Source organism: Microbacterium sp. MEC084 (genome assembly GCF_004514465.2).
Lineage (GTDB): Bacteria > Actinomycetota > Actinomycetes > Actinomycetales > Microbacteriaceae > Microbacterium.
The window spans coordinates 242,881-261,879 of record NZ_MYFP02000001.1 but is presented as its reverse complement, the minus strand read 5'-3'; the positions used below and the strand labels follow the sequence as shown (position 1 = coordinate 261,879).

Below are 18,999 nucleotides of genomic sequence, written 5' to 3'. Positions count from 1 at the left end.
CGTGCAGATCATCGAATTCATCCTGCAGGTGCTGCTCGGCCTCACGAGCCTGCTGCTGACGCTGCTGATCCTGCTCCACAAGGGGCGCGGCGGCGGACTGTCCGACATGTTCGGCGGCGGCATGTCACAGGCGATGGGATCCTCCGGCCTCGCTGAGCGCAACCTGAACATCATCACGGTCGTCCTCGCGCTGGTGTGGTTCTTCTCGATCGTCGGCCTCGGCCTCGTCACGAAGTTCCAGGTGATCTGACGTGGCGGTCGGAGGCAACGCGATCCGCGGCACCCGCGTCGGCTCGGGCCCCATGGGCGAGCAGGACCACGGGCACCACGCCGACCGGATCTCGGTGAGTTACTGGGACGCCCTGGGCAACGAGACGGTGCGCCACTACGCCGCCGGCCTGCCCGAGGAGGAGATCCCCGACATCGTCGACCACCCGCACTCGGGTCTGCCGGCGGGCCGCGACAAGGAGAACCCGCCGGAGGTCGCGAAGAACGAGCCGTACAAGACGCACCTCGCCTACGTGAAGGAGCGCCGGACGGACGACGAGGCCGAGCAGCTGCTCGACGAGGCGCTGCAGAAGCTCCGCGAGAAGCGCGGCCAGTGAGACGCACGAGAAAGCCCCCGCCGTGAGGCGGGGGCTTTCTCGTCTTCCGGATCAGTAGTCCGGGTCGATCAGCTCCTCGGGCACGTTCGCGGCCGCGTCCTGGTCGACGAACACGACCGTGCGCGCCGTGCCTTCCGCACCCGCGGCCGGCACGCTCGCGTATCCGGCGCCCGCGAGCATCAGGCCCAGCGCGGACGCCTTGTCGGCGCCGGCGACGACCATCCAGATCCGCACCGACGAGTTGATCACGGGACGCGTGAACGTGATCCGCTCCGGCGGCGGCTTGGGGGACTCGCGCACGGGCAGGACGGCCCGGTCGGCCACGTGCACCTCGCCGCGGTCGGGGAACAGGGACGCGATGTGCCCGTCGGGTCCGACCCCGAGGAAGCACACGTCGAACTCCGGCCAGGGGCGCTCGTCCGTGCCGAACCGCGCCAGCTCGGCGGCGTACGCCTCGGCGGCCTCGTCCAGCGAGACTCCGTCGTCGGTCGACGCGGGCTCGTGGATGTTCTCCGCCGGCACGGCGATGCGGTCCAGGAGCGCGGCGCGGGCCTGGCCCGCATTGCGCTCGGCGTCGCCGCGCGGCACGAACCGCTCGTCGCTCCACCAGAAGTGCACGAGGGACCAGTCGATGTTCGACGCCCAGCCGTGCTCCGCCGTGGCGGCGAGCACGGCGGAGCCCATCGAGCCGCCCGTGAGCGACACGTGGACCGTGCGGCCTTCCTGCGTGAGCTGCGCGAGCTTGCCCACGAAGCGGTTCGCGACGCCCTCGGCGAGCTGCGCCTTGTCGGGCAGCACGACCACGCGGCGCTCGGTCATGCGGACCCCCGCGGCTCGGCCAGGCGCGCCCAGCCCTCGCTGATCACGCGGCCGTACAGCTCGTCCGGGTCGAGGCGGCGCAGCTCCTCCGCGATGCACTCGCGCAGCGAGCGGCGGGGGAGGTGCAGCTCGTGGTCCGGCTGACCGGGCTGCGTGAGCATCGCCGTCGACTCGGTCTGGCGTTCGAGCACGATGTCTCCGCTCGGGCGCGACAGGCGCACGGAGTGGATGCCGTGGTCCCAGACGTCCGGGTCCTCGTACTGCCAGTCGACCGGGAGGTCGAGCGCCAGGCCGAGCCAGGCCGCGAGCAGCGCGGTCGACGGCGACGTGGACGCGCCGCGCACCGAGACGGCCGTGACCGGCTCGTACGGCGGCTGGTCCAGCACGGCCGCGAGCTGCTCGCGCCAGCGCGTCAGGCGGGTCCACGCGAGATCCGTGTCGCCCGGCGTGTAGGAGCTCCCCAGGCGGCTGAGGCGGTCGGACGAGTACGGCGCGGTCGACGTGTCGGTGATGCGTCGCTGGGCGATGCGGCCGAGGGCCGACGTCCCCGGGCTCGCCGGCGGCTCGTCGGGCCACCACGCGACGACCGGCGCGTCGGGCAGGAGCAGGCCCGTGAGGAGCGTCTGCTCGTTGCTCGCCGCGTCGCCGTACGCCTGCAGCACGATGACCTCGCTCGCGCCGGCGTCGCCGCCCACGCGGATCTGCGCGTCCAGGCGCGCCTCGCCCTCGGGGTCGGTCACGAGCACGATCACGCGCATGGGGTGCTCGCGCGACGCGTCGTTCGCGGCCTCGATCGCCTCCTCGCCGAAGCCGCGGTGCGACTTGATGACCAGGGTGAGCACGCGGCCGAGCGCGACGGCGCCGCCCTCCTCGCGCGTGCTGACCAGCTGTCGGGCGACCTTGCTGACCGTGGTGTCGGGCAGGTCGATGATCATGGGCGCCTCCAGACGCGTCCGTCGCGGGCCAGCAGGGCGTCCGCCGAGGGCGGGCCCCACGAGCCGGAGTCGTACTGCTCGAGCGGGCCGCCCTGCGACGCCCAGTACTCCTCGACGGGGTCGAGGATGCGCCAGGACAGCTCGACCTCCTCGTGCCGCGGGAACAGCGGCGGGTCGCCCAGCAGGACGTCCAGGATGAGGCGCTCGTAGGCCTCGGGGCTCGCCTCGGTGAACGCGTGGCCGTAGCCGAAGTCCATCGTGACGTCGCGCACCTGGGTGCCGTTGCCGGGCACCTTGGAGCCGAAGCGGATCGTGACGCCCTCGTCGGGCTGCACGCGGATGACAAGCGCGTTCTGACCCAGCTCGGACGTCTGGCTGCGCGAGAACAGGTGCTCGGGCGCGCGCTTGAACACGACCGCGATCTCGGTCACGCGGCGGCCCAGGCGCTTGCCCGTGCGCACGTAGAACGGCACGCCCGCCCAGCGGCGCGTGGCGATCTCGAGCTTGATGGCCGCGTAGGTCTCCGTCGTGGAGTCGGGGCTCATGCCCTCCTCCTCGAGGAAGCCGACGACCTTCTCGCCGCCCTGCCATCCGCCCGCGTACTGCCCGCGCGCGGTCGCCGTGGAGAGGTCCTCGGGCAGCCGCACGGCGGCCAGCACCTTCTCCTTCTCGGCGCGCAGGTGCTCGGCGGAGAGGCTGATGGGCTCCTCCATCGCGGTGAGCGCGAGCAGCTGCAGCAGGTGGTTCTGGATCACGTCGCGCGCCGCGCCGACGCCGTCGTAGTAGCCGGCACGGCCACCCACGCCGATGTCCTCGGCCATCGTGATCTGCACGTGGTCGATGTGGTTGCGATTCCAGATCGGCTCGTACAGCTCGTTGGCGAAGCGCATGGCCAGGATGTTCTGGACCGTCTCCTTGCCGAGGTAGTGATCGATCCGGAAGATCGAGTCGGCGGGGAACGCGGCCTCGAGCGCGTCGTTCAGCTCCCGGGCCGACGCCAGGTCGTGCCCGAACGGCTTCTCGATCACGACGCGGCGCCAGCGGTCGTCGTCCGGCTTGTCGTCGACGAGGCCCGAGTCGAGCAGCTGCTGCGCGACGACGGGGAACGCCTTCGGCGGGATCGACAGGTAGAACGCGTGGTTCCCCATCGTGCCGCGCTCGACGTCCAGGCGGTCGACCGTCTCCCGCAGGCGCCGGAACGCCTCGGGGTCGTCGAACTCGCCCTGGACGAACCGGATGCCCGCCGCGAGCTGCTGCCAGGTCTCCTCGCGGTATTCGGTGCGCGCGTACTGCTTGACGGCATCCTGGACGACCTGCGCGAAGTCCTGGTCCTCCCAGTCGCGGCGCGCGAACCCGACGAGCGCGAAGCCCGGGGGCAGCAGGCCGCGGTTGGCCAGGTCGTACACGGCCGGCATGAGCTTCTTGCGCGACAGGTCGCCCGTCACGCCGAAGATCACGAGCGCGCTGGGCCCGGCGATGCGGTTGAGGCGACGGTCGCCCGGATCGCGCAGCGGGTTCACGCCACGGGAGACCTCGACCGTCACTGGGCCGCCTCGAACAGCGCGAGCACGTCGGCCTGCGGGTCGGCGAGCGTCAGCGTGACGACCGGACGGCCGTGCTCGGCGAGCACCGTGGCGTCGCCCGCGGCCTGCGCCTCGATCAGCTGGCCGAACGTGAACGGACGGCCCGGGATCTCGACGTCGGTCTCGGTGCGCTCGGTGATCTGCAGGAACACGCCCTGCGCCGGACCGCCCTTGTGGTACTGACCGGTCGAGTGCAGGAAGCGCGGGCCCCAGCCGAACGTGGTGGGGCGGCCGGAATCGGCCGCGACCATCTCGCGCAGGCCCTGCAGCTGCGGCACCTCGAGGCGGTTCACGTACGCCTGGATGGAGACGTAGCCGTCGGCGGGGAGCGTCGCCCACAGCGCGTCGAGGACGCCCTGGATGGTGCCGCTCTCGGCCAGCGCCGGGTCGCTCACGCGCACCTCGACGCCGGCCTCCACGAAGGCCGGGGCGACCGGCTCGGGACGTGCGTCCAGCAGACCTCGCGCCGCGACCTTGGCCGACTCCACGTCGGGCTGGTCGAACGGGTTGATGCCCAGCATGCGGCCGGCGATCGCGGTCGCGTACTCCCACACCACGAGCTGTGCGCCCAGCGTGCCGCTCACGAGGATCTCGCCCGGGTGACGGTGCTCGACTTCGTCGGCGTCGTCGACCAGGCGGACGATCTGCAGGTCGGCGGGATTGCTCTCGAGCTCGGGCGAGACCGGCAGCAGCACGACGGGCAGGATGCCCGTGCCCTCCTTGCCGGTGGACTCGGCGATGAGCTGCTCGATCCAGTCGGGCAGGCCCACGATGTGGGTGCCGTCCGTGATCAGGCCCAGCTTGTCGCGGCGTGCGGACCCGTCCGGCGTCAGGGTGCCGGCGATCGCGGCACCGAGCACCAGGGCGGGGTTCTCCGGGGCGTCGATCGCGACCTCGAGGAGCGAGGCCTCGGCCTCGTCCAGCAGCTCGGCGATGTCCGCGCCGGCGAGACCCGACGGCACCAGGCCGAAGGCCGTCAGCGCCGAGTAGCGGCCGCCGACCGTGGGGTCGGCGTTGAACACGCGGTAGCCCGCGGCGCGCGCCGACTCGTCCAGCGGCGATCCCGGGTCGGTGACCACGATGATCCGCTCCGCGGGGTCGATGCCCAGGTCGCGGAACGCCGCCTCGAAGGCGCGGCGCTGCGAGTCGGTCTCGACGGTCGAGCCCGACTTCGACGACACCACGAGCGCGGTGCGCTCGAGGCCGCCGTCCAGGGCCGCGAGCACCTGGCCCGGGGCGGTCGAGTCCAGGATGGTGAGTTCGACGCCCGCCGTCTGGGTGATGACCTCGGGCGCGAGCGACGAGCCGCCCATGCCCGCGAGCACGAAGCGGTCCACTCCCTTGGCGGCGAGCTCCTCGCGCAACGCGACGATCTCGGGGACGAGCGGGCGGGAGACCGAGACGGCCTGCACCCACCCGAGGCGCTTGGACGCCTCGTCCTCGGCCTCCGGGCCCCACAGGCTGGGGTCGAGGTTGGTGATTCTCGACGCCACGTAGTCGCCGATGAGCGTCGGCAGGTGCGCGGCGACGGCCGCCTCGGCGTCGCCCGAGACGCGGATGGAGAACGTCACGCGTCCGACCCCTTCGCCGCGGCCTTCAGCGCGCCGGCGACGGTCGCCTGCAGGTCGTGCCACGAGGCGATGAACTTGGCGACACCCTCGTCCTCGAGCACCTGCGTCACGTCGGCGAAGTCGACGCCCACGGCCGCCAGCTTCTCGAACAGCTCGTGCGCCTCGGCGTACGCGCCCGTGACGGTGTCGCCCGTGACCTCGGCGTGGTCGAACGTCGCCTCGAGCGTCTTCTCGGGCATCGTGTTGACCGTGCCGGGCGCGACGAGGCCCGTGACGTACAGCGTGTCGGGCAGCGCGGGGTCCTTGACGCCGGTGGACGCCCACAGCGGACGCTGCACGTTGGCGCCGGCGGCGAGGAGCTCCTTGGCGCGGTCCTCGGCGAAGCGCTTCTCGTACAGCTCGTACGCGAGGCGCGCGTTGGCGAGGCCGGCCTGGGCCGCGAGCGCCTTGGCCTCGTCGGTCCCGATCGCCGCGAGGCGCTTGTCGACCTCGGTGTCCACGCGCGAGACGAAGAACGACGCGACCGAGTGGATGCCCGAGAGGTCGATGCCCGCCTCGCGCGCCTTCTCGAGGCCCGCGAGGTACGCGTCGATGACCGCGTCGTAGCGCTCGAGGCTGAAGATGAGCGTGACGTTGACGCTGATGCCCGCGCCGATCACCTCGGTGATCGCCGGCAGGCCGGCCTTGGTGGCGGGGATCTTGATCAGCACGTTCTCGCGGCCGACCGCGGCGTGCAGCTCCTTGGCCTGGGCGATCGTGGCCTCGGTGTCGTGCGCGAGGTCGGGGGAGACCTCGATCGAAACGCGGCCGTCGACGCCGTTCGTGGCGTCGTAGACGGGGCGGAAGATGTCGCACGCGTCGCGCACGTCGGTGGTGGTGAGCGCGAAGATCGCCTCGTCGGCGGTCGCGCCGGCGGCGGCCTGGGCCGCGACGGCCTCCTCGTAGCCGATGTGCGCGCTGATCGCGCCCTGGAAGATCGTCGGGTTCGTCGTGACGCCCGTGACGTTCTTCTCGGCGATCAGCTCGGCCAGGTTGCCGGAGGTGATGCGCTGGCGCGACAGATCGTCGAGCCAGATGCTGACGCCCTGAGCGGCGAGCGCGGCGGTGGGGGAGGTCATGCGTTCTCCTTGAGGGTCTCGCGCGCCGCCTCGACGACGGCCTCGGCGGTGATGCCGAACTTCTCGAACAGGGTCTTGTAGTCGGCGGAGGCGCCGAAGTGGTCGATCGCGACCGAGCGGCCGGCGTCGCCGACGATGCCGCGCCACGTGAGCGCGGAGCCGGCCTCGACCGACACGCGCGCCTTGACCGACGAGGGCAGCACGCTCTCGCGGTACGCCTCGTCCTGCTCGGCGAACCACTCGAGCGACGGGGCCGACACGACGCGGGCGTTCACGCCCTCGGCGGCCAGGGTCTCGCGGGCCTTGACGGCCAGCTGCACCTCGGAGCCGGTGGCGATCAGGATCACGTCCGGGGTGCCGTTCGGGGCCTCGGCCAGCACATACGCGCCCTTGGCGGCGCCCTGGGCCGACGCGAACACGTCGCCCGAGGCCTCGCCCTCGCCGCGCTCGAACACCGCGATGTTCTGACGCGTCAGCGCGATGCCGGCGGGGCCGCCGCGGCGGCGCAGCATCTCGAGCCACACCACGCCGGTCTCGTTCGCGTCCGCGGGGCGCACGACCGTGAAGTTCGGGATCGCGCGGAGCGTCGCGAGCTGCTCGATCGGCTGGTGGGTCGGGCCGTCCTCGCCCAGCGCCACCGAGTCGTGCGTCCAGACGAAGATGCTGGGGATGTTCATCAGCGCGGCCAGGCGGACGGCCGGGCGCATGTAGTCGCTGAAGATCAGGAACGTGCCGCCGAACGCGCGGGTCGGGCCGTGCAGCACGATGCCGTTGACGATCGCGCCCATGGCGTGCTCGCGGATGCCGAAGTGCAGCACGCGGCCGTAGGGGTCGCCGCTCCACTCGTGCGTCGACCGCTCGGCGGGCACGAACGACTTGGCGCCCTTGATCGTCGTGAGGTTCGACTCGGCGAGGTCCGCCGATCCGCCCCACAGCTCGGGGAGCACGCCCGCGAGCGCGTTGATGACCTGGCCCGACGCGGCGCGCGTCGAGACGTCCTTGCCCGCCTCGAACACGGGCAGCGCGTCCGCGACGCCCTCGGGCAGCTCGCCCGCGTGCAGGCGGTCGAACAGCGCCTTGCGCTCGGGGTTCGCGGCGGCCCAGGCGTCGAACGACTCCTGCCACGCGGCGCGCTGCTCGGCGGCGCGCTCGGCGAGCGAGCGCGTGTGGGCGATGACGTCGTCCGCGACGACGAAGTGCTGCTCGGGGTCGAAGCCCAGCACCTTCTTGGTGGCGGCGAGCTCGTCGGCGCCCAGAGCCGAGCCGTGGATCTTGCCGGTGTTCTGCTTGCCGGGCGAGGGCCAGCCGATGATCGTCTTGAGGATGATGAGCGACGGCTTGGTCGTCTCCGCCTTGGCGGCCTCGATCGCGGCGTGGAGCGCGGCGACGTCCTCGACGTACTCGCCGGTCTTCTTCCAGTCGACCGTCTGCACGTGCCAGCCGTAGGCGTCGTACCGCTTGGCGACGTCCTCGGTGAAGGCGATGTCGGTGTCGTCCTCGATCGAGATCTGGTTCGAGTCGTAGATCGCGATCAGGTTGCCGAGCTGCTGGTGGCCCGCGAGCGAGCCGGCCTCCGCCGTCACGCCCTCCTGGAGGTCGCCGTCGCCGGCGATCACGTACACGAAGTGGTCGAACGGGCTCTCGCCCGCCGGCGCCTCGGGGTCGAACAGACCGCGCTCGTAGCGGGCGGCGTACGCGAAGCCGACCGCCGACGCCAGGCCCTGGCCCAGCGGGCCGGTCGTGATCTCGACGCCGTCGGTGTGCCCGTACTCCGGGTGGCCCGGCGTCTTCGAGCCCCACGTGCGCAGCGACTTGAGGTCGTCGAGCTCGAGGCCGAAGCCGCCGAGGTACAGCTGCACGTACTGGGTCAGCGACGAGTGGCCGGCCGAGAGGATGAAGCGGTCGCGACCCACCCAGCGCGTGTCCGCGGGGTCGTGGCGCATCACGCGCTGGTACAGCAGGTAGGCGGCGGGGGCGAGGCTCATCGCCGTGCCCGGGTGGCCGTTGCCGACCTTCTCCACGGCGTCCGCAGCAAGTGCGCGGGCCGTGTCCACGGCGCGCCTGTCGATCTCATCCCAACGCAGTTCCGTCACCGGATGCCCTTTCGTGGTGGGGGGTGCGCCCGAGCGGGCCGCTCGGCAGGACCGTGGGCTGTGCACGGGGTGAAGCAACCGGCGCTGGGCGCGCGTGTGACCCCAGCATAGCGCCGGGCCAGGAGCCGGGAACGTGCTCCGTGACGGAGCGTGACACAGTCGATCGCCTGCTCTGAGACGGGGCCGTGACGCGCACGTGTCGCTCCGCTCACGGGCGGCGATCCGCGGTCGTGAGGACGCGTCGGGGAAGCGCGGCGGCGGCCGGGTCGCGGGGTACGGATGCCCTAGACTGAGGGGGCCTGTGCCTCTGCGCGCACGGGCACGGAAGCACGGCGCGGGGAGGAGAGGCATGGCCACGACGACCGTCGGTGCCGACCGCACGACGAGGAGCGGCCTGGGGCGCCGGATCCGCGCCTACGTGGCGCTGACCAAGCCGCGCGTGCTGGAGCTGCTGCTGGTCTCGACCGTGCCGGTCATGTTCCTCGCCGCGGACGGCCTGCCGAACCTGTGGCTCGTGCTGGCGACCGTGATCGGCGGCTCGCTGAGCGCCGGCGCCGCCGCGGCGTTCAACATGTACCTCGATCGCGACATCGACGCGCACATGCAGCGCACCGAGAACCGGCCCATCGTGACGGGCGAGATCTCGCCGCGCAGTGCGCTGGTGTTCGCGTGGACGCTCGCGATCGTGTCCACCGCGTGGTTCCTGCTCACCACGAACCCGCTCACGGCGTTCCTGTCGGCGTTCGCGATCTTCTTCTACGTCGTGATCTACACGATGATCCTCAAGCGCCGCACCGAGCAGAACATCGTGTGGGGCGGCATCGCGGGCTGCTTCCCGGTGCTGATCGGATGGGCCGCGGTCGCGAACTCGCTCGACTGGGCGCCCTTCATCCTGTTCGCCCTGGTGTTCCTGTGGACCCCGCCGCACTACTGGCCGCTGTCGATGAAGTACAGCGACCAGTACGAGAACGTCGACGTGCCAATGCTCGGCGCCACGCGCTCGGGCGCGCAGGTCGGGCTGCAGATCATCCTGTACGCGTGGGCCACGGTCGTCTGCTCGCTGCTGCTGATCCCGGTCGCGGGCATGGGCCTCGTGTACACGGTGTCGGCCCTCGTGTTCGGCGGCTGGTTCCTGTACGAGTCGCACCGCCTCTACACCCGCACGGTCCGCGGCGAGGTCGCGGGACCCATGCGCGTCTTCCACGCCTCGATCACCTACCTGACGCTCGTCTTCGTCGCCGTCGCGATCGACCCGCTGCTGCCGTTCTGACGTGAGCGGTCCCGAGCACGCGGACGCGCGCCCCTGGCCCGCGTTCTGGGTGTGCGCCGGCGTCGCGAGCATCACGATCCTCGATCTGACGAAGGTCAACGTCGCGCTGCCGTCGATCGAGCAGGGGCTCGAGGCCGGCCCGACCGAGCTGCAGCTGGTCGTGTCCGGCTATGTGCTCGCGCTCGCGCTGCTGATGGTGCCGATGGGCCGGCTCGGCGACCAGCGCTCGCGACGCGCCCTGCTCGTCGCCGGCCTGTCGCTGTTCACGGTCGCGAGCGCGCTGTGCGGACTCGCGCCGAACGCCGAGGTTCTTCTCGCGGGGCGCCTGCTGCAGGGCGTCGCGGCCGGCATCCACATGCCGCAGGTGATGGGGCTCATCCAGCAGCTCTTCCGCGGTGCGGCGCAGGGCCGCGCGTTCGGGATGTTCGGGGCGACGATCGGGCTGGCGACCGCGTTCGGGCCGCTCGTCGGCGGCCTGTTCATCGCGGCGGGCGGCGAGCAGGACGGCTGGCGCGGCATCTTCTGGATGAACGTGCCGCTCTGCCTCGCGGCGATCATCTTCGCGCTGCGGCTGCTGCCGCGGTCGGACGGCGGGGCGCGGCGCCTCGACCTGGACCCCGTCGGCATCGTGCTGTTCGGCGGGGTGGTGGTGGCGCTCATGCTGCCGTTCCTGCTGACGACGGGGTCGCCGCAGGACCCGTCCGAGCGGTGGTGGGCGCTCGCGGCCTTCGCCGCGCTGCTGGGGCTGCTGATCCTGTGGGAGCGGCGATACGCCGCGCGCGGGCGCACGCCCCTCCTGCCCGCGAACCTGTTCCGCGCCCCGGCCTTCCGCAACGGCGCCATCGTGGGGGCCGCGTACTTCAGCGGCATGCCGGCGATGTTCCTCGTCACGACGCTCTTCCTGCAGACCGGGGTCCGGATGACGGCGCTCTCGGCCGCGGCCGTGACGGTCGGCTTCGCGCTCTCGAGCGCGGTCACCTCGTGGGCCGGCGGGCGACTCGTGGCCCGGCACGGCCGGCGTCTCGTGGCGCTCGGGCTCGCGGTGATGCTGCTCGCGGTCGCGGCGCTGATCGTCACCGCGCTCCTCGCGCCGGCCGCGCACGTCGGCTGGATCATGGCGGCGGTCATGGTGATCGGCGGGCTGGGTGCCGGGTTCGTCATCGCGCCGAACCAGGCGCTGATGTACGAGGAGGTGCCGCGGTCGCAGGCGGGCGTCGCGGGTTCGGTCGGCCAGCTGGGTCAGCGGGTCGGGACCGCGATCGGCACGGCCGTCGCCCTCTCGCTGTTCTACGCGACCGTGTACCGCGAGAACGGCCACGCGGCCGCGATCGTCGTGTACCACGACGCGTACGCGGCCGGCATGCTGGCGGTCGCGGGGTTCCTCGCGGTCGCCCTCGTCACCGCGATCGCCGACCTGGCGCGGCGCCGGGGGATCGGCTCCGCCGGCGCCGCGTAGCGGTCAGGCGCGGGCGTCCGCGTACGCCGGCTCGTCCGCCCCCGCGCCCTCGGGCGCGGCGTCCTGGTCCGGCGCCTCGTCGGTCCACTCCTCCGCGGCGTCGTCCGTGCGGGCGGGCGCGGGCACGAGGGCCGCGGCGCCCGCGAGCGCCAGGGCGAGGGCGAGCCCGATCGCGCCCGCGCCGGCGAGCGCGGCGCCCAGGGTGATCCAGGCCTGGCCGACGTAGACCTCGATGCCGGTCGCGGTCATGTCGGTCAGCTTGGCGGTCATCGTGTCGATACGCGGCAGCGTCAGCGCGAGTCCGGCGGCGAGCGCGCCCGCCGATCCGGCGAGCAGGATCCAGAACGGGACGCTGCGGCGCAGCCGCGCGGACGCGGTCGGGGCGGACGTGCGGGTCTTGACGGATGCGTTCGTGTTCATCGGGCCAGTCGAACCCGACCGCCCAGGCGCCGTCCATGCGCCCGCTATGGATCCCCTGTGCGCCCCGCGGCGGCCGGGTGCGCCGACGCCGGGCGCCGCGTTAGCCTGGCGGCGGAAGGAGGCCCCATGTTCTCTTACGACCCGTATGCCGAGCTGGCCACCCTGCGCGACTTCGCCCCGCTGACGCTGACCAGCACCGACATCGCCGACGGCCAGCCGCTTCCGAAGGCGCAGTGGGGAGCGGCCGGCGGCGGCTCCGACACCTCGCCGCAGCTGAGCTGGTCGGGTGCCCCGGAGGGCACGAAGTCGTTCGCCCTCTCGTGCTTCGACCCAGACGCCCCGACCGGCTCCGGTTTCTGGCACTGGGCCGTGTACGACATCCCGGCGGACGTCACGTCGTTCCCGACCGGTGAGACGCCCGCCGGGATCGTCCTGCCGAACGAGAAGGGCGTCCGGGGCTACATCGGCGCCGGCCCGCCGCCGGGCACGGGCGTGCACCGCTACTTCTTCGTCGTGGACGCCCTGGACGTCGAGCACCTGGACCTGCCCGAGAATGCGACCCCCGCGATCCTCGGGTTCAACCGTCACTTCCACTCGCTCGCGCGCGGGATCCTCGTCCCGACCGCGACCAGCGACTGACCCCTTGACGGGAACGCGGAGGGCCCGGGCGCCGAGCGCCCGGGCCCTCCGTCGGAATCAGCGGATGTAGATCGCGTCGCCCACCGGGCGCTCGCCCGCGGCGTCCGACGGGTGCGAGACCAGCACGTCCTCGATCACCATGGCCGTGGAGCCGCCGCCGTCGAGGTTGATCGCGTCGACCAGGCCCAGGGCCTTCGCCACGTCGGCCGTCTCCGCGCTGGAGAGGCCGAGCTCGCCGACCTGGCGGCCGTCCACCGTCACGAGCACGGTCCGGCCCGCCGCATCCACGCCCGCGAACGTGCGCGGGTTGCGCTGCAGCACCCAGCCGTACTGGAACGAGGGGTTGCGGGGGTGGACCATCCCGTCGGCGGCCTGCGTGATGCGGTGCTCGCCGTCGGCGAGCAGCAGCGGCCCGCCGTTGATCACGGACATGCCCGGCTGGGTGAGATCGGCGCCGCGCTCCGACGTCAGCTTCAGCGTCACGGGCACGGCCGCGCCGACGCGCACGTGACGTCGTGCAGGGGCAGGTCCGTGGCCGCGTCGCCGAGGCCGCCGCAGTTGCGGATCAGGCCGGGGACCCGGTCGGGGCCGTCGAGCGTCGCCGTGCCCGACGGCAGCCGCACGCTGCCCTCCCAGACGGGGCGGGTGATGTCGGTGCGCTCCGCGTGCGCGTCCAGGACGAGCACCGGCCGCGAGCCGATCGTCTCCGACACGAGCTCGCCGTCGTACACGCCGGCGCCGGCGGGGTCGCCCTCGGCTCCGGCGGCCGGGTCGAACACGAAGAAGCCGGCGTTGACCGCCGCCGTCGCGTTCTCATGCGCCGCGAGCCAGGTGGTGCGCTCGCGCGTCTCGAGCGTCGGGCCGTACGTGCCGCCGATCTCGCCGCGGAACGTCCGCGGATCGATCGTGAGGACGTTGATGCGCCAGTGACCGGCGGCGTCCGAGCTGCCGTCCCAGCCCGCGTACCAGGTGCGACCGGCGAAGCCGGCCGCGCGCACGCGGGCCAGCTCGGCGTCTGCCTCCGCCTTAGACGAGAAGGTGGCCGACGGATGAACGCCGACCGAGTGCTCACGCCGGGGCGGACACCGGCCGCTTCAGGCGCAGCACGACCACGGTGAAGGCCGCCGCGGACAGGGCGGCCAGCACCATGTGGACGCCCACCAGCAGCGCGGGGAGGTCCGTGCGCGCCTGGACGATCCCGACGACGACCTGCACGGCGATGACCGCCAGCAGCGCCGCGAGCCAGGGGAGCGGGCGAAGGCGCAGCGCGGCGGCCGCGATCACGAGCGCGACGACCAGCGCGAGCAGGATGTACCCCGGCCACGAGTGCACGTGCGCGAGCACCGTGGCGTCGAAGCCCGTGCGGATCACGTTCGCGTCGCCGGAGTGCGGGCCGTTCGCCGTGGTCAGGACGCCGAAGAGGATCGTGGCCGCGAGCGCGAGCGACGTCACATGCGTCAGGATCGCGAACCACGCGGGCACCGCGCGCTCGCGGGGCCCAGGGGCCTCGTGCATCCGCACCAGGTACGCGGCGGTCGTGCACACCAGCAGGAGAGACGCGATGTAGTGGAAGCCGACGATGAACGGGTTCAGCCCGGTCCACACGGTGACGCCGCCCACCACGGCCTGCGCGGCGACGCCGCCCAGCACGATCCAGGCCAGCACCGCGAGGTCGCGGCGAGCGCGTGCGCGGCGCAGCGTGACGATCAGGACGGCCAGCGCGAGCAGGCCCACGACTCCCGTCATGGTGCGGTTGCCGAACTCGATGAAGCCGTGGATGCCCAGCTCCTCCGTCGGGACGAGCGAGTCGGGCGTGCAGAGGGGCCACTCCGAGCAGCCGAGTCCCGAGCCGGTCAGCCGCACCGCACCGCCCGTGCCGATGATGGTCGTCTCCGCCAGGAACGACAGCCACGCCAGCACGCGCAGCAGGCGATCCGCCACGGCGGCGGTGCGCGGGGAGGCCGGGACGGGGCCGGTGACGGGGGCTGCGGTGGCGGCGGACATGGCGGGAAGGCCTCCTGGCGGTACCCCGTGAAGCGGGGCCGGCGCGGCCCGGTGAGGGGCGGAACCTGTAGAATCGAAGGTGGTGACGCGGATGCGCGCGAGAGTCTCGCCGCACCGCCCACAGTCTAGGCGCGACACCTTCGCGTCTCGTATGAAGGCCCCACCACGGCGGCTCGCGCGGATCCGATCGGCTCGCGCCGCTGGAGCGGCTGACACCGTCTGCGGCCTAAGAGGAGAGTGTGACGTCATGTCCGATGTGCTGATCGACCGCCCCGAGCTCGAAGGTCTGGGGGTGTACGAGTTCGGCTGGCACGATCCCGACGCCGCCGGCGCGAGCGCCAAGCGCGGCCTCACGGAGGCCGTCGTGCGCGACATCTCCGCGCTCAAGAGCGAGCCCGAATGGATGCTCAAGACCCGTCTGAAGGGCCTGAGCCTGTTCGAGAAGAAGCCGATGCCGACGTGGGGCGCCGACCTCAGCGAGATCGACTTCGACAACATCAAGTACTTCGTGCGCTCCACGGAGAAGCAGGCCCAGTCGTGGGAGGACCTCCCCGAGGACATCCGCAACACGTACGAGAAGCTCGGCATCCCGGAGGCGGAGCGCCAGCGCCTCGTCGCCGGTGTGGCGGCGCAGTACGAGTCCGAGGTCGTCTACCACCAGATCCGCGAGGACCTGGAGGCTCAGGGCGTCATCTTCATGGACACCGACACCGCGCTGCGCGAGCACCCCGAGTTCTTCGAGGAGTACTTCGGCACGGTCATCCCCGCCGGCGACAACAAGTTCGCCGCGCTGAACACGGCCGTGTGGTCGGGCGGCTCGTTCGTGTACGTGCCCAAGGGCGTGCACGTCGAGATCCCGCTGCAGGCGTACTTCCGCATCAACACCGAGAACATGGGCCAGTTCGAGCGGACCCTGATCATCGCGGACGAGGACTCCTACGTCCACTACATCGAGGGCTGCACCGCGCCCATCTACAAGAGCGACTCGCTGCACTCGGCCGTGGTCGAGATCATCGTGAAGAAGAACGCGCGCGTGCGCTACACGACGATCCAGAACTGGTCGAACAACGTCTACAACCTCGTCACCAAGCGCGCCGTGGCGCACGAGGGCGCGACGATGGAGTGGATCGACGGCAACATCGGCTCGAAGGTCACGATGAAGTACCCGTCGATCTTCCTGATGGGCGAGCACGCCAAGGGCGAGACGCTCTCGGTCGCGTTCGCCGGCCCCGGCCAGCACCAGGACGCCGGCGCGAAGATGATCCACATGGCGCCGTACACGCAGTCGTCGATCGTCTCGAAGTCGATCGCCCGCGGCGGCGGCCGCGCCGGCTACCGCGGCGAGGTGCGGGTGGACGCGAACGCGCACCACTCGGCCAACACGGTCCGCTGCGACGCGCTGCTGGTCGACACGATCTCGCGCTCCGACACGTACCCCGCGATCGACATCCGCGTGGACGACGTGCAGCTCGGCCACGAGGCCACGGTCTCGAAGGTCAGCGAGGAGCAGCTGTTCTACCTGATGAGCCGCGGCCTCCCCGAGGACGAGGCGATGGCGATGATCGTGCGCGGCTTCATCGAGCCGATCGCGCGCGAGCTGCCCATGGAGTACGCCCTCGAGCTGAACAAGCTCATCGAGATGGGCATGGAAGGATCGGTCGGCTAGATGACGACGTCGACGACGGCGCCGGTTGCGGCGCAGGAGGAGCACGCCCACGTGGACCCCGCGGCGCAGGTCGCCGGGGTGACCGTGCCGGTGCAGACCCGCTCGGAGCGCCTCCGCTCGTACGAGCCCGCGGACTTCGGCGTGCCCACCGGCCGCGAGGTCAACTGGAAGCACGCGCCGGTGGCGCGCCTCAAGCCCCTGTTCGAGGCGGCCGCCGCGAACGACGGCGTGACCGCCGAGGTCGTGTCGGGCGCGCAGTACGTCGGCGCGCCGCTCGCGGCCGGCCAGGCGCCGCGCGGGGAGTTCTTCATCCCCGAGGACCTGCCGGCGGCGCTCGCCTGGCAGGGCGCGACCGAGGCCCTCCACGTGCGCATCCCGCGCGAGGAGGAGGTGGCAGAGCCGATCGTGGTGCAGTTCACGGGCCTCGGCGCCGACCGCCGCGCGGACGGCCACATCGTCATCGAGGCGCTCGAGCACAGCAAGGCGACCGTCGTGCTGCGGCACGCCGGCTCCGCGCAGTACGCGCAGAACGTCGAGATCATCGCGCGCGACGGCTCGAACGTCACGGTCGTGACCGTGCAGCAGTGGGACGACGACGCGATCCACGCGGCCTCCCACCAGGCGCGCGTCGACCGCGACGCCTCGGTGCGCCACATCGTCGTCAGCTTCGGCGGCGGCGTCGTGCGCGTGAACCCGAACCTGGAGCTCGCGGGCGCCGGCTCCAACGGCGAGATGTACGGCCTTGCCTACGGCGACGCCGGCCAGCACCTCGAGAGCCAGGTGTACCTGCACCACAAGGGCGTCGAGACCACGGGCGACGTGCTCTACAAGGGCGCGCTCCAGGGCGAGAGCGCCCGCACCGTGTGGATCGGCGACGTGCTGATCGGCCCGGACGCGACCGGCACCGACTCCTACGAGGCCAACCGCAACCTGGTGCTGACCAACGGCGCGCGCGCCGACTCGATCCCGAACCTCGAGATCCAGACGGGCGACATCAAGGGCGCCGGCCACGCATCGGCCACCGGCCGGTTCGACGACGAGCAGCTCTTCTACCTGCAGGCGCGCGGCATCTCCGAGGAGGAGGCGCGTCGCCTGGTGGTCCTGGGCTTCCTCGCCGAGACCGTCCAGAAGATCGGCATCCCCTCCCTGGAGGAGGAGCTGACGGCGCTCATCGAGAAGGAGCTGGCGGCGACTCCGGACGGAGCCGCCGCGTGAGCGCCACGCGCGTGTGCGCGCTGAGCGAGCTCGAGCAGGACACCCCGCTGAAGGTCGAGGTCGACGGCGTCGCGATCGCGGTCGTGCTCGACTCGGCCGGCGAGGTGCACGCGATCGGCGACACCTGCACGCACGGCGACATCTCCCTGTCGGAGGGCTTCGTCGAGGGCGACACGCTCGAGTGCTGGGCCCACGGCTCGGCGTTCTCGCTGCGCACCGGCAAGCCCCTCAACCTCCCCGCTTACGAGCCCGTCCCGGTCTTCGTCGTCGAGATCGACGGAGACGACGTGCTCATCGACCCCACGCTGAAGAAGGAAATCTGACCATGGCTGTCCTCGAGATCCGCGACCTCCACGTCACGGTGGAGACCGAAGAAGGCACGACGCCCATCCTCAACGGCGTGAACCTCACCGTCCGCTCCGGCGAGACGCACGCGATCATGGGCCCCAACGGCTCGGGCAAGTCGACGCTCGCGTCAACCATCGCGGGCCACCCCAAGTACACCGTGACCGGCGGCACCATCACGCTCGACGGCGAGGACGTCCTCGAGATGAGCGTCGACGAGCGCGCCCGCGCCGGCCTGTTCCTCGCGATGCAGTATCCGGTCGAGATCCCGGGCGTCACCGTGACGAACTTCCTGCGCACCGCCAAGACCGCGATCGACGGCGAGGCGCCGTCGCTGCGCACGTGGACGAAGGACGTCAAGCAGGGCATGAAGAACCTGCGCATGGATGACAAGTTCGCGCAGCGCAACGTCAACGAGGGCTTCTCGGGCGGCGAGAAGAAGCGCCACGAGATCCTCCAGCTCGAGCTGCTCAAGCCGCAGCTGGCGATCCTGGACGAGACCGACTCGGGTCTGGACGTCGACGCGCTCAAGGTGGTCTCGGAGGGCGTCAACCGCGCCAAGGAGAACACCGGCCTCGGTGTCCTGCTCATCACGCACTACACGCGCATCCTGCGCTACATCAAGCCCGACTTCGTGCACGTCATGGTCAAGGGCGAGATCGTCGAGGAGGGCGGCCCCGAGCTGGCCGAGCGCCTCGAGAGCGAGGGCTACGAGGGCTACTTCGCGCCCGGCGAGCCCATCGAAGCGTAGGCTGAGACATGACCGCGACCCTCACCCCGGAGAAGTACGACGAGGTCACCGAGGCCCTCAAGGACGTCATGGACCCCGAGCTCGGGGTCAACGTCGTGGACCTCGGCCTCATCTACGATCTCGCCTGGGACGAGGAGAACGACGCGCTCGTGATCCACATGACGCTGACCAGCGCCGGCTGCCCGCTGACGGACGTGCTCGAGGAGCAGACCGCGCAGGCGCTGGACGACGTGGTCGAGCGGTTCCGGATCAACTGGGTCTGGATGCCGCCGTGGGGTCCCGAGCGGATCACGGACGACGGCCGCGACATGATGCGCGCCCTGGGATTCGCGATCTAGTTCAGAAGAGATCGCACGCTGCGGGGCCGCAAGCGGCACCCTTGCGAGCGAGGAACGTCGCTGACGCTCCGTTCGGCAGCGCTTCGCGCTGCGGTTCGGCCGCTTCGCGGCACGCTCGCTTCGCTCGCACGACGGTCGGTGGCGAGGCCCGATGAACGGGCCCGGGGCTTC

The 18,999-nt window shown here is 71.8% G+C and carries 20 protein-coding genes; 10 read left to right on the top strand and 10 right to left on the bottom strand.

The annotated features are described in order from the left end of the window. Position 1: 1 nt before the first annotated feature. Entirely contained in the window at positions 2 to 250 is a 249-nt protein-coding gene (gene secG, locus B5M43_RS01280) for a preprotein translocase subunit SecG (RefSeq protein WP_055989449.1), read from the top strand. 1 nt (position 251) lies between these two features. Beyond that, positions 252 to 605, top strand: a complete 354-nt coding sequence (locus B5M43_RS01275; protein ID WP_055989446.1) for an RNA polymerase-binding protein RbpA — start codon at positions 252 to 254, stop codon at positions 603 to 605. Positions 606 to 656: 51 nt separating this feature from the next. Here B5M43_RS01275 and pgl read toward each other — a convergent pair whose 3' ends face one another. Genes pgl through tkt form a run of 6 tightly spaced genes read right to left on the bottom strand, consistent with a single transcriptional unit; the run spans position 657 to position 8,724 of the window. Next, a complete protein-coding gene (pgl, locus tag B5M43_RS01270) occupies positions 657 to 1,424 on the bottom strand; it encodes a 6-phosphogluconolactonase (RefSeq protein WP_055989443.1) in 768 nt (255 codons plus the stop codon). Then, positions 1,421 to 2,359 carry a glucose-6-phosphate dehydrogenase assembly protein OpcA gene (locus B5M43_RS01265; protein ID WP_134744975.1) on the bottom strand — a complete coding sequence of 313 codons (939 nt, stop codon included), beginning with the start codon at positions 2,357 to 2,359 and terminating at the stop codon, positions 1,421 to 1,423. The genes pgl and B5M43_RS01265 overlap by 4 nt, the downstream gene beginning before the upstream one ends. After that, complete coding sequence (gene zwf, locus B5M43_RS01260) at positions 2,356 to 3,903, bottom strand: glucose-6-phosphate dehydrogenase (protein WP_134744974.1); 1,548 nt, start codon at positions 3,901 to 3,903, stop codon at positions 2,356 to 2,358. The genes B5M43_RS01265 and zwf overlap by 4 nt, the downstream gene beginning before the upstream one ends. Beyond that, positions 3,900 to 5,513 (bottom strand): glucose-6-phosphate isomerase, encoded by a 1,614-nt coding sequence (locus tag B5M43_RS01255; RefSeq protein WP_134744973.1) that lies wholly within the window; start codon positions 5,511 to 5,513, stop codon positions 3,900 to 3,902. Before B5M43_RS01255 ends, zwf begins: the two co-directional genes overlap by 4 nt. Next, a complete protein-coding gene (gene tal / locus B5M43_RS01250; RefSeq protein WP_055989431.1) occupies positions 5,510 to 6,631 on the bottom strand; it encodes a transaldolase in 1,122 nt (373 codons plus the stop codon). Before tal ends, B5M43_RS01255 begins: the two co-directional genes overlap by 4 nt. After that, entirely contained in the window at positions 6,628 to 8,724 is a 2,097-nt protein-coding gene (tkt, locus tag B5M43_RS01245) for a transketolase (protein ID WP_134744972.1), read from the bottom strand. The genes tal and tkt overlap by 4 nt, the downstream gene beginning before the upstream one ends. A gap of 349 nt (positions 8,725 to 9,073) precedes the next feature. On the opposite strand from tkt, the gene B5M43_RS01240 reads away from it, so the two are divergent. Further along, a complete protein-coding gene (locus tag B5M43_RS01240) occupies positions 9,074 to 9,994 on the top strand; it encodes a heme o synthase (RefSeq protein WP_055989424.1) in 921 nt (306 codons plus the stop codon). 1 nt (position 9,995) lies between these two features. Next, complete coding sequence (locus B5M43_RS01235) at positions 9,996 to 11,450, top strand: MFS transporter (protein ID WP_134744971.1); 1,455 nt, start codon at positions 9,996 to 9,998, stop codon at positions 11,448 to 11,450. Between the two features lie 3 nt (positions 11,451 to 11,453). On the opposite strand, the gene B5M43_RS01230 is transcribed toward B5M43_RS01235, so the two are convergent. Then, positions 11,454 to 11,870, bottom strand: coding sequence for a dinucleotide-utilizing enzyme (locus B5M43_RS01230; protein ID WP_134744970.1), 417 nt, complete (start codon positions 11,868 to 11,870; stop codon positions 11,454 to 11,456). Between the two features lie 126 nt (positions 11,871 to 11,996). On the opposite strand from B5M43_RS01230, the gene B5M43_RS01225 reads away from it, so the two are divergent. After that, positions 11,997 to 12,509, top strand: coding sequence for a YbhB/YbcL family Raf kinase inhibitor-like protein (locus B5M43_RS01225; protein ID WP_134744969.1), 513 nt, complete (start codon positions 11,997 to 11,999; stop codon positions 12,507 to 12,509). A gap of 57 nt (positions 12,510 to 12,566) precedes the next feature. Here B5M43_RS01225 and B5M43_RS01220 read toward each other — a convergent pair whose 3' ends face one another. From B5M43_RS01220 to B5M43_RS01210, 3 genes are all read right to left on the bottom strand, one after another. Next, entirely contained in the window at positions 12,567 to 12,992 is a 426-nt protein-coding gene (locus B5M43_RS01220) for a phosphodiester glycosidase family protein (protein ID WP_230667497.1), read from the bottom strand. Continuing rightward, positions 12,989 to 13,507: a hypothetical protein gene (locus B5M43_RS01215; RefSeq protein WP_205829438.1), complete on the bottom strand. Its 519-nt coding sequence runs from the start codon at positions 13,505 to 13,507 to the stop codon at positions 12,989 to 12,991. Before B5M43_RS01215 ends, B5M43_RS01220 begins: the two co-directional genes overlap by 4 nt. A 70-nt stretch (positions 13,508 to 13,577) precedes the next feature. After that, on the bottom strand, positions 13,578 to 14,513 hold the full coding sequence (locus tag B5M43_RS01210; protein ID WP_134744968.1) for a heme A synthase: 936 nt from the start codon (positions 14,511 to 14,513) through the stop codon (positions 13,578 to 13,580). Positions 14,514 to 14,760: 247 nt separating this feature from the next. Here B5M43_RS01210 and sufB point away from each other — a divergent pair, with 247 nt between their 5' ends. The 5 genes from sufB to B5M43_RS01185 are packed head-to-tail and all read left to right on the top strand — an operon-like array spanning position 14,761 to position 18,828. Continuing rightward, positions 14,761 to 16,179, top strand: a complete 1,419-nt coding sequence (gene sufB, locus B5M43_RS01205) for a Fe-S cluster assembly protein SufB (protein ID WP_055989409.1) — start codon at positions 14,761 to 14,763, stop codon at positions 16,177 to 16,179. Continuing rightward, positions 16,180 to 17,394, top strand: a complete 1,215-nt coding sequence (gene sufD / locus B5M43_RS01200; protein ID WP_134744967.1) for a Fe-S cluster assembly protein SufD — start codon at positions 16,180 to 16,182, stop codon at positions 17,392 to 17,394. Then, entirely contained in the window at positions 17,391 to 17,717 is a 327-nt protein-coding gene (locus tag B5M43_RS01195; RefSeq protein ID WP_055989404.1) for a non-heme iron oxygenase ferredoxin subunit, read from the top strand. The genes sufD and B5M43_RS01195 overlap by 4 nt, the downstream gene beginning before the upstream one ends. Before the next feature lie 2 nt (positions 17,718 to 17,719). Then, a complete protein-coding gene (gene sufC / locus B5M43_RS01190; RefSeq protein ID WP_055989401.1) occupies positions 17,720 to 18,490 on the top strand; it encodes a Fe-S cluster assembly ATPase SufC in 771 nt (256 codons plus the stop codon). A gap of 8 nt (positions 18,491 to 18,498) precedes the next feature. Continuing rightward, positions 18,499 to 18,828 (top strand): metal-sulfur cluster assembly factor, encoded by a 330-nt coding sequence (locus tag B5M43_RS01185; RefSeq protein WP_055989398.1) that lies wholly within the window; start codon positions 18,499 to 18,501, stop codon positions 18,826 to 18,828. The last annotated feature ends 171 nt before the right edge of the window (positions 18,829 to 18,999 follow it).

What these genes read in the sequence shown, in the direction of transcription:
- pgl (WP_055989443.1), bottom strand. Translation starts at nt 1,424, where the DNA reads ATGACCGAGCGCCGCGTGGTCGTGCTGCCCGACAAGGCGCAGCTCGCC.
- tal (WP_055989431.1), bottom strand. Translation starts at nt 6,631, where the DNA reads ATGACCTCCCCCACCGCCGCGCTCGCCGCTCAGGGCGTCAGCATCTGG.
- sufB (WP_055989409.1), top strand. Translation starts at nt 14,761, where the DNA reads ATGTCCGATGTGCTGATCGACCGCCCCGAGCTCGAAGGTCTGGGGGTG.
- B5M43_RS01225 (WP_134744969.1), top strand. Translation starts at nt 11,997, where the DNA reads ATGTTCTCTTACGACCCGTATGCCGAGCTGGCCACCCTGCGCGACTTC.
- sufD (WP_134744967.1), top strand. Translation starts at nt 16,180, where the DNA reads ATGACGACGTCGACGACGGCGCCGGTTGCGGCGCAGGAGGAGCACGCC.
- B5M43_RS01210 (WP_134744968.1), bottom strand. Translation starts at nt 14,513, where the DNA reads ATGTCCGCCGCCACCGCAGCCCCCGTCACCGGCCCCGTCCCGGCCTCC.
- B5M43_RS01240 (WP_055989424.1), top strand. Translation starts at nt 9,074, where the DNA reads ATGGCCACGACGACCGTCGGTGCCGACCGCACGACGAGGAGCGGCCTG.
- B5M43_RS01185 (WP_055989398.1), top strand. Translation starts at nt 18,499, where the DNA reads ATGACCGCGACCCTCACCCCGGAGAAGTACGACGAGGTCACCGAGGCC.
- B5M43_RS01265 (WP_134744975.1), bottom strand. Translation starts at nt 2,359, where the DNA reads ATGATCATCGACCTGCCCGACACCACGGTCAGCAAGGTCGCCCGACAG.
- sufC (WP_055989401.1), top strand. Translation starts at nt 17,720, where the DNA reads ATGGCTGTCCTCGAGATCCGCGACCTCCACGTCACGGTGGAGACCGAA.
- B5M43_RS01230 (WP_134744970.1), bottom strand. Translation starts at nt 11,870, where the DNA reads ATGAACACGAACGCATCCGTCAAGACCCGCACGTCCGCCCCGACCGCG.